13 protein-coding genes are annotated in these 13,597 nt (G+C 50.9%); 11 read left to right on the top strand and 2 right to left on the bottom strand.

Features of this window, described 5'->3' with window-relative positions:
• Window positions 1-32: 32 nt before the first annotated feature.
• The 7 genes from ampG to H0247_RS08985 all read left to right on the top strand — a co-directional run bounded on the left by ampG (window position 33) and on the right by H0247_RS08985 (window position 8,312).
• A complete protein-coding gene (gene ampG, locus H0247_RS09015) occupies window positions 33-1,520 on the top strand; it encodes a muropeptide MFS transporter AmpG (RefSeq protein WP_180742249.1) in 1,488 nt (495 codons plus the stop codon).
• 425 nt (window positions 1,521-1,945) lie between these two features.
• Window positions 1,946-2,908 (top strand): cytochrome o ubiquinol oxidase subunit II, encoded by a 963-nt coding sequence (gene cyoA / locus H0247_RS09010; protein ID WP_180742248.1) that lies wholly within the window; start codon window positions 1,946-1,948, stop codon window positions 2,906-2,908.
• A gap of 4 nt (window positions 2,909-2,912) precedes the next feature.
• Window positions 2,913-4,904, top strand: a complete 1,992-nt coding sequence (cyoB, locus tag H0247_RS09005; protein ID WP_180742247.1) for a cytochrome o ubiquinol oxidase subunit I — start codon at window positions 2,913-2,915, stop codon at window positions 4,902-4,904.
• A complete protein-coding gene (locus tag H0247_RS09000; protein ID WP_180742246.1) occupies window positions 4,894-5,508 on the top strand; it encodes a cytochrome o ubiquinol oxidase subunit III in 615 nt (204 codons plus the stop codon). Before cyoB ends, H0247_RS09000 begins: the two co-directional genes overlap by 11 nt.
• Window positions 5,508-5,840: a cytochrome o ubiquinol oxidase subunit IV gene (locus tag H0247_RS08995; RefSeq protein WP_180742245.1), complete on the top strand. Its 333-nt coding sequence runs from the start codon at window positions 5,508-5,510 to the stop codon at window positions 5,838-5,840. The genes H0247_RS09000 and H0247_RS08995 overlap by 1 nt, the downstream gene beginning before the upstream one ends.
• A 14-nt stretch (window positions 5,841-5,854) precedes the next feature.
• Window positions 5,855-6,745 (top strand): heme o synthase, encoded by an 891-nt coding sequence (gene cyoE, locus H0247_RS08990; protein WP_180742244.1) that lies wholly within the window; start codon window positions 5,855-5,857, stop codon window positions 6,743-6,745.
• 202 nt (window positions 6,746-6,947) lie between these two features.
• Window positions 6,948-8,312, top strand: a complete 1,365-nt coding sequence (locus H0247_RS08985; RefSeq protein ID WP_180742243.1) for an MFS transporter — start codon at window positions 6,948-6,950, stop codon at window positions 8,310-8,312.
• A 57-nt stretch (window positions 8,313-8,369) separates the two neighbouring features.
• On the opposite strand, the gene H0247_RS08980 is transcribed toward H0247_RS08985, so the two are convergent.
• Window positions 8,370-8,861, bottom strand: a complete 492-nt coding sequence (locus H0247_RS08980; protein ID WP_015839336.1) for a YajQ family cyclic di-GMP-binding protein — start codon at window positions 8,859-8,861, stop codon at window positions 8,370-8,372.
• Between the two features lie 187 nt (window positions 8,862-9,048).
• Between H0247_RS08980 and panE the strand changes: the two genes are divergently transcribed.
• Window positions 9,049-9,957 carry a 2-dehydropantoate 2-reductase gene (gene panE / locus H0247_RS08975; protein WP_180742242.1) on the top strand — a complete coding sequence of 303 codons (909 nt, stop codon included), beginning with the start codon at window positions 9,049-9,051 and terminating at the stop codon, window positions 9,955-9,957.
• Complete coding sequence (gene yajL, locus H0247_RS08970) at window positions 9,920-10,510, top strand: protein deglycase YajL (protein ID WP_039356137.1); 591 nt, start codon at window positions 9,920-9,922, stop codon at window positions 10,508-10,510. The genes panE and yajL overlap by 38 nt, the downstream gene beginning before the upstream one ends.
• A gap of 224 nt (window positions 10,511-10,734) precedes the next feature.
• Here the strand turns inward: yajL and thiI are convergent, their stop codons facing one another.
• A complete protein-coding gene (gene thiI, locus H0247_RS08965; protein ID WP_180742241.1) occupies window positions 10,735-12,183 on the bottom strand; it encodes a tRNA uracil 4-sulfurtransferase ThiI in 1,449 nt (482 codons plus the stop codon).
• Window positions 12,184-12,435: 252 nt separating this feature from the next.
• On the opposite strand from thiI, the gene xseB reads away from it, so the two are divergent.
• Both xseB and ispA read left to right on the top strand, forming a co-directional pair.
• On the top strand, window positions 12,436-12,684 hold the full coding sequence (gene xseB / locus H0247_RS08960) for an exodeoxyribonuclease VII small subunit (RefSeq protein ID WP_180742240.1): 249 nt from the start codon (window positions 12,436-12,438) through the stop codon (window positions 12,682-12,684).
• The gene (ispA, locus tag H0247_RS08955; protein ID WP_180742239.1) at window positions 12,681-13,592 is read left to right on the top strand and encodes a (2E,6E)-farnesyl diphosphate synthase; all 912 of its coding nucleotides are present in this window, start codon (window positions 12,681-12,683) and stop codon (window positions 13,590-13,592) included. The genes xseB and ispA overlap by 4 nt, the downstream gene beginning before the upstream one ends.
• Window positions 13,593-13,597 lie beyond the last annotated feature (5 nt).

The following is a 13,597-nucleotide window of genomic DNA, read 5'->3' as shown; positions in this document are numbered from 1 at the left end:
GAACGCTGCCGGAGCAAGGGAAAGGATTCTTCATGTTTAGTCGCATCATTGCTTTGTTCAGCCAACGTAATTCGCTTTTTATGCTGTTGCTTGGCTTTGCTTCCGGTTTACCACTGGCGTTGACATCCGGCACATTGCAAGCGTGGATGACCGTCGAGAATGTCGATCTGAAAACCATCGGTTTTTTCTCTTTGGTGGGTCAAGCCTACGTATTCAAGTTCCTGTGGTCCCCTCTCATGGATCGCTATACCCCACCATTTCTTGGCAGGCGCCGAGGCTGGCTGATTCTCAGTCAAATCCTGCTCATTGCCGCCATTATTGGCATGGGGTTTATGAATCCGGCACGCGATCTCTGGTGGCTCGCAGCGCTGGCCGTGATGGTCGCGTTCTGTTCGGCTTCTCAGGATATTGTTTTTGATGCCTATAAGACGGATTTACTTCCCCCAGAAGAACGCGGCACAGGAGCAGCAACCTCAGTATTAGGTTATCGTCTGGCGATGCTGGTTTCTGGCGGACTGGCGCTGTGGATGGCGGATCGCTATCTCGGCTGGCAGGCTACCTATTGGCTCATGGCAGGACTCATGCTGATCGGCGTGTTCGCCACCCTGTTGGCACCGGAACCGCTAAATAGTCAGCCAGCGCCGCGCACCATGGAGCAAGCGATTGTTGCCCCCCTGCGCGATTTCTTCGAACGTAACAACGCCTGGCTCATTCTTCTGTTGATCGTGTTATACAAACTCGGTGATGCCTTTGCGATCAGCCTGACGACCACCTTCCTGATACGCGGCGTTGGTTTCAATGCCGGTGATGTCGGGCTGGTTAACAAGACGCTTGGACTCTTCGCCACCATTGTGGGGGCGGTTTACGGTGGATTATTGATGCAACGGCTCTCGCTGTTCAGAGCCTTGATGCTGTTTGGCATCCTTCAGGCGGTGTCCAATGCAGGATACTGGCTGCTGGCGATTACCGCCAAAAGCCTGTTCACCATGGCTACCGCGGTTTTTCTGGAAAATCTCTGCGGCGGTATGGGAACAGCGGCATTCGTCGCACTCTTGATGACGTTGTGTAATAAATCATTCTCAGCCACACAGTTTGCCCTGCTTTCCGCCCTTGCCGCCGTAGGACGGGTTTACGTTGGCCCTATCGCAGGCTGGTTTGTCGAATCCTATGGCTGGGCGTGGTTCTATCTGTTCTCGATTTTGGCTGCACTACCGGGCTTGGCGATCCTGACGATTTGCCGTGAGACGCTGGAATTCACCCAGAAAACCGACACCTTTCAGTTGCGTACACACTTCCAGAATTATTACAGGAAGGCCTTACATGTACTGGGTTCAGGGGTGATATTGATGGCGCTGTGGCTCATGCTGCTCATTAGTAATGCGCTGGAGTGGTCTTCATTACCTCAACTGGCAGAATATCTGCTCATATCAGGCTGTACGCTCGCGCTGCTGGGCATTTTCTTCGGTAGCTTGTTGGATTACCTGTCACTTAGACGCGCGCCAAAACCGTCAACACACTGATGGTTTTCGTTCAGGCAGCGTTCATCTGCTGCCTGAACCTATTACAGTTTTCCTTTCTTTAATTATTTTTCCCATAATTATCTTGCTAGCTGAATTTTTATTTCCTCGTAAAAATCCGCCAGAACTAATTTCATTTGTCATCAAAAACGCAGATTGAACAAAAATTTTCACCAAACCAGAAATAGAAAATAAGCGTTACGGCGAGTTGTAATTTCTTATTATCCATCCATACTCTTATCGGAGCAGCCTCTTAATTTGCTGTTTTTAAAAATTATTTTTATTTTGGCCATTCGTGTGACATTAAGAGCAAAAACCAGCAACAAACGGCTGACATAACCTTAATCATGTTTACAGTGCAGTAACCTTCCCGTAAAATGCCCGCTCGCGTGAAATGACAATAGAGCCCTTGTTATTGAGGTCGCTAGATGAGACTCAGGAAATACAATAAAATTTTTGGGATGCTGTCTTTATTTGCAGCCACAGCTCTGCTGAGCGGTTGCGATATGGCGCTGATGAACCCCAAAGGAGAGATCGGGTTAGAGCAAAGATCGCTAATACTGACAGCCATCGGGCTGATGTTGATCGTTGTGATTCCCGTTATCGTTATGACGATAGCTTTTGCCTGGAAGTTCCGTGCTTCCAATGAAAAGGCAAAATATACCCCGAATTGGTCACACTCCAATAAGATAGAAGCCGTAGTTTGGACTGTGCCAATTATCATTATCGTCATTCTTGGCACGATTACCTGGAAGACGACCCACTCGCTTGATCCCTACAAGCCATTGGAATCAGACGTCAAACCTATCAATGTCGAAGTTATTTCGCTTGATTGGAAATGGCTGTTTGTTTACCCGGATTTGGGCATTGCGACGGTTAACGAACTGGCTTTCCCTGCCAACGTACCGGTTGCATTCAAGATTACTTCCGACTCAGTGATGAACTCCTTCTTCATTCCTCGTCTTGGTGGACAGATTTACGCCATGGCCGGAATGCAGACGAAGCTCCACTTGATCGCTAACGAACCGGGCAAGTATGACGGTATCTCTGGCGGCTATAGTGGTAAAGGCTTCTCTGGTATGAAGTTCACCGCAATTGCCACACCGACTAAACAAGAGTTTGACCAGTGGGTTGCGAACGTTCGTGCGTCCTCCAAGACACTGAATACCACGGATGAATTCAACACCTTGGCTAAGCCAAGTGAATTCCATCCTGTCGAATATTTCTCCAGTGTCCAGCCGGATTTGTTTAATAATCTTATTCGCAAATTCACAGGCAGCGGCATGAACATGCAACATCATGGTGAAGGCATGAAGTCTGACGAAAACATGCAACACGGTGAGGGTATGAACATGGGCGAGCATAGCTCGCACAAAGGAGCCGAGGGATAATACGATGTTCGGAAAACTTACACTCGATGCGGTTCCGTACCACGAACCCATTATTATGGTCACCGTGGCGGCGATCATCGTTGGCGGCCTTGCGCTGCTGGCGGCAATAACCTATTTCGGCAAGTGGAAATGGCTGTGGGCCGAGTGGTTCACCTCCGTCGACCACAAGAAAATCGGTATCATGTACATCATCGTCGGTCTAGTGATGATGATTCGTGGTTTTGCAGATGCCATCATGATGCGCGGACAGCAGGTTTTGGCTTCGGCCGGACAAGAAGGCTTCCTAAACGCTCACCACTACGATCAGATTTTCACCGCACACGGTGTGATCATGATCTTCTTTGTGGCTACACCGTTTGTCGTTGGCCTGATGAACCTAGCGGTTCCTTTGCAGATCGGTGCGCGTGACGTTGCTTTCCCCTTCCTGAACTCCCTTAGCTTCTGGTTGTTTGTTGTCGGCGTTATCTTGATCAACCTCTCTCTCGGGGTCGGTGAGTTCGCGCAGACGGGTTGGGTTGCCTATCCGCCGCTGTCAGGTAAGGAGTACAGTCCCGGCGTCGGGGTCGATTACTGGATATGGAGTCTACAGATATCCGGTATCGGTACCACGCTGACGGGTGTTAACTTCTTCGCCACCATTCTGAAGATGCGCGCACCTGGCATGACGCTGATGAAAATGCCAGTATTTACTTGGACAGCACTGTGTACCAACGTGCTGATCATCGCTGCATTCCCGATATTGACCGTGACCATTGCGCTGCTGACGCTTGACCGTTACCTCGGCACCCATTTCTTTACCAATGATATGGGTGGCAACATGATGATGTACATCAACCTGATTTGGGCATGGGGTCATCCTGAGGTTTACATTCTGGTGCTGCCGATCTTTGGTGTTTACTCCGAAGTGGTTGCCACCTTCTGTAAAAAACGGCTGTTTGGCTATACCTCACTGGTATGGGCAACCATTGCGATTACGGTTCTGTCGTTCATCGTTTGGCTGCACCACTTCTTTACCATGGGGTCCGGCGCGAACGTCAACGCCTTCTTCGGTATCGCCACCATGATTATTTCAATCCCAACCGGGGTTAAAATCTTCAACTGGCTGTTCACCATGTATCAAGGCCGTATTCAGTCTCACTCCACGATGCTGTGGACCACAGGCTTCATCATCACCTTTACCATCGGTGGGATGACAGGGGTTCTGCTGGCCGTACCGGGCGCGAACTTTGTCCTGCACAACAGCCTGTTCCTGATTGCTCACTTCCATAACGTGATCATCGGCGGCGTCGTGTTCGGTTGCTTCGCAGGTATTACCTACTGGTTCCCGAAAGCCTTTGGCTTCACCCTGAACGAAACCTGGGGTAAACGTGCATTCTGGTTCTGGATTATCGGCTTCTTCGTTGCCTTCATGCCGCTGTATATCCTCGGTTTCATGGGGATGACGCGTCGTCTGAGCCAACAAATCAACCCTGAGTTCCACGCCTTACTGGTCGTGGCTTCCATCGGTGCGGTATTGATCGGTATCGGTGTGCTGTGTCAGGTTATCCAGTTCTACGTCAGTATCCGCGATCGTCACCAAAACCGTGACCTGACGGGCGATCCGTGGGGTGGACGTACGCTGGAGTGGGCAACCTCTTCTCCTGCGCCGTTCTACAACTTCGCTGTCGTGCCGCATGTTGACGAGCGTGATGCGTTCTGGGAAGCAAAAGAGAAAGGTGAAGCTTACAAGCGCCCTGCCAGCTATGAAGAGATTCACATGCCGAAGAACACCGGCGCCGGTGTGATTATCTCCGCATTCAGCCTGGTATTCGGTTTTGCCATGATCTGGCATATCTGGTGGCTGGCCATCGCTGGCTTCGCAGGCATGATTGTGACCTGGATTGTGCACAGCTTTAATCAAGACGTGGATTACTACGTGCCGGTTAAAGAAATTGAGCAAATTGAGAATCAGAATTTTGATCAACTCAGTAAGGCAGGCGTGAAACATGTCAACTGAAACTCTGACTAACCACAATACTGCCCATGCCGAGCATGGGCACCACGACACAGGAGCCAACAAAGTATTCGGCTTCTGGGTCTACCTGATGAGCGACCTGATCATTTTCGGGTCACTGTTCGCAACCTATGCCGTACTGGTTAACGGTACTGCCGGCGGCCCAAGCGGGAAGGACATTTTCCAACTGCCCTTCGTGCTGGTAGAAACGTTCGCGTTGCTGTTCAGTAGTATTACCTATGGCATGGCGATGATCGCCATGAACAAGGGTAACAAATCTCAGGTTAATGCCTGGCTGGGCATCACATTCCTGTTCGGTCTGGTGTTTATCGGGATGGAAATCTATGAATTCCATCACCTGATTGTTGAAGGCTATGGCCCGGATCGCAGTGCGTTCCTGTCTGCCTTCTTCGCACTGGTCGGCACTCACGGGCTCCACGTAACGGGCGGTCTGATCTGGTTAGTCATCATGATGATTCAGGTGTCCAAACGTGGCCTGACTGCAACCAACAAAACACGTCTGATGTGCCTGAGCCTGTTCTGGCACTTCCTTGACGTGGTGTGGATTTGCGTATTCACCGTTGTTTATCTGCTGGGGGCAATCTAATGAATCATTCAACAACCGATCATTCAGGTGCTAGCCACGGTAGCGTTAAGTCATATGTAATAGGTTTTGTACTGTCAGTCATTTTGACCGTCATTCCTTTCAGTATGGTCATGAGCGGCACTGCCTCACATAACGCCATTCTTTTCACGGTGGTAGGTGCTGCAGTGGTTCAGATTCTGGTGCATCTGGTGTACTTCCTGCACCTGAATACGTCCTCAGAAGAGCGCTGGAACGTGGTGGCTCTTGTGTTTGCCGTCCTGATTATCGCCATTGTCGTCGTGGGCTCCATCTGGATAATGATGAGCGCACACCACAATATGATGATCCAGTAACCGAGCCGTAAAAGATGATTAAGCAATACCTGCAAGTTACTAAACCAGGAATTATTTTCGGAAATCTGATTTCCGTTATCGGTGGATTTCTCCTTGCGGCCCAAGGCCGCATTGATTATCCCCTGTTTCTCGCCACCCTTGTAGGGGTGTCGTTAGTCGTTGCGTCTGGCTGCGTATTTAACAACGTCATTGACCGAGACATCGACAAGAAAATGGAGAGAACCAAAAATCGGGTTCTGGTAAAGGGACTGATTTCACTGAAGGTAACGCTGGTTTACGCATCGCTGTTAGGTATTGCGGGCTTTGCTCTGCTGTACATCGCGGCTAATCCGTTAGCCATGTGGCTGGCGGTGATGGGTTTCGCCGTGTATGTCGGCGTGTATAGCCTGTATATGAAGCGGCATTCTGTTTATGGCACACTGATTGGTAGCCTGTCAGGCGCAGCACCACCGGTTATCGGTTACTGTGCCGTCAGCAACCAGTTCGATGCTGGCGCATTGATTCTGCTGCTCATTTTTAGCCTGTGGCAAATGCCGCATTCATACGCGATTGCGATTTTCCGCTTCAAGGATTATCAGGCCGCCAACATCCCGGTTCTGCCTGTGGTGAAAGGTATCTCGGTTGCGAAAAACCACATTACGCTGTATATCGTGGCATTTGCGGTCGCAACATTGATGCTGTCTCTCGGCGGTTATGCCGGTTACAAATATCTGGTCGTTGCCGCAGCCGTTAGCGTATGGTGGCTGGGTATGGCACTGTCAGGCTATAAAAATGCGATTGATGACCGAGTGTGGGCAAGAAAGCTGTTTGTTTTCTCTATCGTCGCGATTACCTCATTGAGCGTGATGATGTCTGTGGATTCAATGGCACCCGCGCATGAAGTTCTACTGACCTACCTGCGTTAATCACAACCGCGTTCTATGTGTTAGTAAAAACAGGTGGCTTGTCCGCCTGTTTTTTTATTTGTGGCCTTAACTTACCACCTAGACAACGGTTTTTTACTTTTCCCTCCCTTAGTTACTTTCCGCCAAATCACGTAACAAACCTATCGTTTACTGTCTGACCAAGAACACACTAAAATAGGGCAATTGCTTTTCAGAGGTATACATGAACGATAATAAAATGACCCCTGGCGAATTACGCGCCACATGGGGCTTGGGAGCCGTTTTTTCACTGCGCATGCTCGGCATGTTCATGGTACTACCTGTGCTAACGACTTACGGCATGGCCTTGCAGGGCGCTAGTGAAGCGTTGATCGGTATTGCGATTGGTATTTATGGCCTGATGCAGGCTATTTTCCAGATTCCCTTCGGCCTAGTCTCTGACCGTATCGGCAGAAAACCCCTGATTGTTGGCGGTCTGCTGATTTTTGCACTCGGCAGCGTCATCGCCGCATTGAGCCACTCTATCTGGGACATTATCCTTGGCAGGGCATTACAAGGCGCTGGTGCGATATCCGCTGCTGTTATGGCGCTGCTTTCCGATCTGACGCGTGAGCAGAACCGAACAAAAGCGATGGCATTTATCGGGGTGAGTTTCGGCGTCACCTTTGCTATCGCGATGGTCGTCGGCCCTATCGTTACCCATGCCTTTGGTTTACACGCGCTCTTCTGGGGCATCGCTCTTCTGTCACTCGCGGGGATTGTCATCACCCTGACCCTGATTCCTGCGGCGCCTGCACATATCCTGAATCGAGAATCAGCGATGGTACGCGGCAGTTTCCGCAAAGTGCTCGGTAATAGCCGCCTGTTGAAACTGAACATCGGCATTATGTGCCTGCATATTTTATTGATGTCGAGCTTTGTCGCCCTACCCCGCGTCATGGAATCCGTGGGTCTTGCGCCACAGGACCATTGGAAAGTGTATCTGGTCACCATGCTGATCTCTTTTGTCGGCGTGGTGCCTTTCATTATTTATGCTGAAGTGAAAAGGCGAATGAAGCAGGTCTTCATCGGCTGCATCGTGGTACTGATCGCCGCAGAGGTTGTCTTATGGGCGGCAGGTAGCCATCTCTGGCAAATCATCATCGGCGTACAGCTGTTTTTCCTGGCTTTCAACGTGATGGAAGCGCTGTTGCCATCGCTGATTAGCAAGGAATCACCAGCAGGATATAAAGGTACGGCGATGGGTGTTTACTCCACTACACAGTTTATCGGTGTGGCAATTGGCGGAAGCCTCGGCGGCGGGCTGTTTGAGCTTTATGGCGCGTCTGCCGTATTTATGGGCGGCACCGCTATTGCGGCCATCTGGCTACTCGTCAGCTTCACCATGCAGGAACCGCCTTATCTCAGCAGCCTCAGAATCGCACTGTCCGATGTAGCCTTACAGGATCGTGAGCTGGAAAAGAAAATGCGTACTCAGCCCGGCGTTGCCGAGGTCGTTATCGTGCCGGATGAGTACAGCGCCTATGTGAAGATCGACAATAAAAAGACCAGTCGGCAGCAGCTAGAACAACTCGCCGGCCAGATCTGATTAAACAAAAGGCCAGCTTTCGCTGGCCTTTTGTCGTCGGCAAATGACGAGAAAACATCAATCGCGGAAGTTGGTAAACTGGAACGGCTGCCCCAGATTTCCGCCGCGAATCAACGCCATCACGCCCTGCAAATCATCACGTGATTTTCCGGTAACGCGAACCTGTTCACCCTGAATCTGCGCTTGCACTTTCAGTTTGCTGTCTTTAATCAGCTTGACGATTTTCTTCGCCTGCGTGGTTTCAATACCCTGCTTCAATTTAGCTTCCACGCTATACGTTTTACCGCTGTGCTCGAACTCTTCTGGGACCTCTAACGCCCCGCCTTCAATTCCGCGCTTCAGCAATTTCTCGCGCATAATATCAATCAGTTGCTGTACCTGAAAATCAGACTCGCTGGTCGCTTTAATACTTTGCGATTTCTCATTCAGTTCAAAGCTGGCCGGAACATTGCGAAAATCCCAGCGGGTGCTCAGCTCACGCGTGGCGTTTTCCACCGCGTTACGGACTTCCTGCATATCAATTTCCGAAACAATATCGAAAGATGGCATAATTCGCTCTCCTGACAAATTTGGCTGGCGAGCATAATAACCGCTCTTCTGCGATAAGCAAGATGCCAGACACGATCCCGATTTTACTCTGCATCGGGTAAACAGGCCGAATAGCACAAGATTATAACGTGAATGATAGCCTATGATGGCAGAACGACAGCGCCCGCATCAAATAAGGGAGACGAACATGAAGATCACCGTTCTTGGCTGTGGCGCACTAGGTCAACTTTGGCTCGCCGCGCTGCATCAACAAGGGCATGATGTCCAAGGATGGCTGCGTATTCCGCAACCCTATTGTCCGGTTAATGTCACCATGTTGGATGGTCAACACTGTAATCTCAACCTGACGGCTAACGATCCCGAACACCTTGCCCAAAGCGAATTGCTGCTGGTGACGTTAAAAGCCTGGCAGGTTTCCGATGCCGTTACCGTGCTGTTGCCACAGCTCAACCCGCATTGCACGATTCTGCTTTTACACAACGGGATGGGCACGCGGGAAGAACTACCGTCGCTACAGCAGCCACTGGTGCTGGGGATCACCACCCATGCCGCACGGCGCGAGTCAAACAACGTCGTGCATGTTGCCGCTGGCACAACGCATATCGGCACGTTTAACGGCGACAGCAGCCAAAGTCATCTGGCCGAAGTGCTGCATCAAGCCTTACCTGATGTCGCCTGGCACACCAATATTAGCGCCACCTGCTGGCTAAAGCTGGCGGCTAACTGCGTCATCAATCCACTCACGGTGAAATATCACTGTACCAATGGCGAGCTTTCTGCGTACCCAGAACTGATTTCGTCGCTTTGTCAGGAAGTGGCTAGTGTCATGGAGCGAGAGGGCTTCCATACATCGCGAGATAGCCTGCTGCTCTACGTTAATCAGATTATTCAGAACACCGCGGCAAACACCTCATCAATGTTGCAGGACATCCTCGCACAGCGACATACCGAAATTGACTACATTACTGGGTATTTACTGCACCGTGCGCGCCTCCACGGCCTGACGCTTCCCGAAAATGCCCGCCTGTTTGACTACATTAAGCAAAAGGAAAATGATTATGACCGCATCGGCACTGGTGTGTCTGGCACCTGGTAGTGAAGAAACTGAAGCCGTCACAACCATCGATTTGCTTGTCCGAGCGGGTATTCAGGTCACGCTTGCCAGCGTCGCCAGCGATGGCAATCTGGAAATCGTCTGCTCACGTGGGGTAAGGCTACTGGCAGATGCTCCGCTGGCTACCGTCGCCGATCGGCCTTTTGATGTACTGGTATTACCGGGTGGATTGCAAGGCGCGGAATGTTTCCGTGACAGCCCAATACTAGTGGAATGCATACGCCAAGCACATCTGGAAGGAAAAATTGTCGCAGCAATGTGCGCAACACCTGCGTTGGTACTGGAATATCATCAGTTGTTTCCCGTCGGAAACATGACAGGCTATCCGGCGTTTAAGGATAAAATTGCGCCAGAGAAATGGATGGAAAAACGCGTCGTCTACGATCCCCGAGTGAATCTATTAACCACGCAAGGGCCGGGTACCAGTATGGATTTCGCGCTGAAGATCATTGATTTGCTGCTGGGAAAAGAAAAAGCTGCCGAAGTTGCCGAACAGCTCATCCTGCCGCCGGGAATTCATAACTATCGCGATTAGCGATTAAGACTGACGAAAAAGGCGCTTGCGCACGTTCTGTCGTTGATAAACCTATTTGGGGAACGAAAACGGTGATAATGGAATAGAAGAGTAAAGCGTCCGCGCCAGGGATGGCGCGGCTCGAGCTTACAGGGAGGTACTTGCAGCGTCTTTACGATCTATCCATTACCACCGCTCGGCGCACTTTGTCAGCAAGTCTAAGACGCTTGCGCGCCTTATTCCTATTACGGACGGTATACCTTCACATTGCTGAAACCTTGCTCACGCAGATACAGCGCCTGCAAGCGGCTCATCACGCCACGCTCGCAGTAAAGCAGGTAGGTTTTGCTCTGATCCAAATCACCAAACTGTGTACCCAGCTTGTAGAACGGTAAAGACTTGATTTCCACGTGTTCCAGTTCAAGCGGCTTGTCGTCTTGTTCATCCGGCGCACGGATATCCAGCAACACGTCGGTCGGAGCAAACGACGCGACCGTTTCGACTTCAACCACTTCTTGCTTGGTCTGTTCTGCGATCTCACGGATATCAATATTCCGCGCTTCGCTCACCACACGCTCCAGAATGGCAAAATCAAAGTGGTTTTCTTCAGCCTCAATCTTCGCTTTTACCGCCTTCACCGTCGGGCTTTTCGAGATCACACCACAATATTCTGGCATCGTTTTGGCGAAATCTTCCGTTCCCAGTTCGCGAGCCTGTTTGATAATGTGTTCTTTATCATGAGAAATCAGCGGACGCAGTATCAGCGTATCGGAGGCATTATCAATCAAACGCAGGTTGGTCAACGTCTGGCTGGAAACCTGCCCTAATGCTTCACCGGTCACCAGCGCCTGAACACCGTAACGCTCAGCGATTTTGGAGGCCGCACGCACCATCATGCGCTTCAATACGACGCCCATCTGCCCGTCGTCAACTTTCTCCAGAATTTCACCCACTACAGGATCAAAGTCGATAGCAATAAAACGCACCCGGTGTGAGCTACCAAAACGGTTCCACAGATAGTGTGCGACTTGTTTTACACCAATCTCGTGCGCCGCACCGCCAAGGTTAAAGAAGCAGTAATGCACGCGACATCCACGACGCATCAACATATAGCTGGATACGCCAGAGTCAAAACCACCAGAAATCAGCGATAGCACATCTTCCTGCGTACCGATCGGGAAGCCGCCGATCCCTTCATAACGTCCTTTAATCAGCAGCAAACGGTCCTGCTCGATTTCCAGATGCACAGTCACTTGCGGTGCAGTGAGATTGACTCGCGCCGTTTCAATATGCTGGTTCAGACCACCACCGACGTAGCGTTCGACGTCTTGTGAACTAAATTCATGCTTACCGCGGCGTTTCACCCGCACACAAAACGTCTTGCCTTCCAACTGCTCACGATACAGCGCCAGCGCCTGTTCAAAGATATTGTGTACGTCGGTGTAGGCCTGATCTTCCACTTCCAGAATATGGTGAATACCCGGAATCCTCGTCAGCGCATCACGAATTGCTGCACGCTGGCTTTCGTCTTTGGCCCGAACTTCGATATGATCCCAGTGACGGACAACCGCCAGCGTTTCATCATAGTGTTTTAATACGTTGCGAATGTTTCCGGTTAGAATCTTGATAAAGCGCAACCGCACAGATTGGCTCTTGATGGTGATTTCCGGGAACAATTTAATGATAAACTTCATGGTGGCTGTCGTTACTTGGTCAGAAAGGCGTAAATAAATTTACCCTGAGCACTAAAATCACGTTATCGGTAAAATCAGCCAGAACAGAGATGATTTTACCAATAGCATCCAGGGCGCGGAGTATATCATTATATGAAGATATACTGTGCGCTTTAACCGTATAATTGTTGTGCATCCACGGATGACCAAACGCAACACCACGCTCTGCCGCCACAAGCCAACGGCGTATAACACCAGGATTCTGAAACCATTATGCCTAAGAAGACCGAGCAGCCAGTCAGCTTTGAAAGCTCGCTGAACGAACTGGAAAAAATCGTTACCCGCCTCGAATCAGGCGAACTGCCGCTGGACGATGCGCTAAATGAATTTGAGCATGGCATCCAGCTCGCTCGACAGGGTCAGCAAAAACTGCAACAGGCGGAACAGCGCGTACAAATCCTGCTGAGCGACGCTCCCAATGCCCCGCTGTCACCGTTCACGCCGGATAATGACACGCTATGACCGATTTCAGCACGCAACTGAACGCGCATTACCAGCGCACTAACCGTATGTTGGGGCATTTCATCGCCGACCTCCCCTTTCAGAGTAGTCCACTGGTCAATGCGATGGAGTATGGCTCACTCTTAGGAGGCAAACGCCTGCGCCCGTTTCTGGTTTATACTACGGGTGAACTATTTGGCATGCCGTTAGAGAGCCTGGATGCCCCTGCTGCGGCAGTAGAATGTATCCATGCCTATTCATTGATTCATGACGATCTGCCAGCGATGGACGACGACGATTTACGCCGCGGACAGCCGACCTGCCACATCAAATTTGGCGAAGCTAATGCCATTCTGGCGGGGGATGCACTGCAAACGCTGGCGTTCTCCATTCTGGCCGACGCGCCGATGCCGCAGGTTTCTGACCGCGATCGGCTGGCGATGATCTCAGAATTGGCTCAGGCCAGCGGGGTTGCAGGCATGTGCGGCGGGCAGGCTTTCGATCTGGAAGCGGAAGGCCATCAGGTCGATCTGGCCGCGTTAGAGCGGATTCACCGCCACAAAACCGGTGCCCTGATTCGCGCAGCAGTCCGACTAGGCGCGCTGGCCGCCGGTGAAACAGGGCGCAACGCCTTGCCCCATCTGGATCGCTACGCTAATGCGATTGGGCTCGCCTTTCAGGTTCAAGACGATATTCTCGATGTTGTTGGCGACAGCGCGACAACAGGAAAACGTCAGGGTGCAGACCAGCAGTTAGGTAAAAGCACCTATCCCAGCCTGCTGGGATTAGATAACGCACGAAAAAAAGCACAGGAGCTTTATCAGGAATCACTGGCATCGCTGGACGATCTCGTCGCATCCAGTCCGATTTCCCTGAATATTGCCCCACTACAAGCGCTGGCGAATTTCATCGTTGAACGCGATAAGTAATTACC

Source organism: Pectobacterium sp. CFBP8739, from assembly GCF_013449375.1.
Taxonomy (GTDB): domain Bacteria; phylum Pseudomonadota; class Gammaproteobacteria; order Enterobacterales; family Enterobacteriaceae; genus Pectobacterium.
This window is presented reverse-complemented; position numbering and strand designations above follow the sequence as displayed.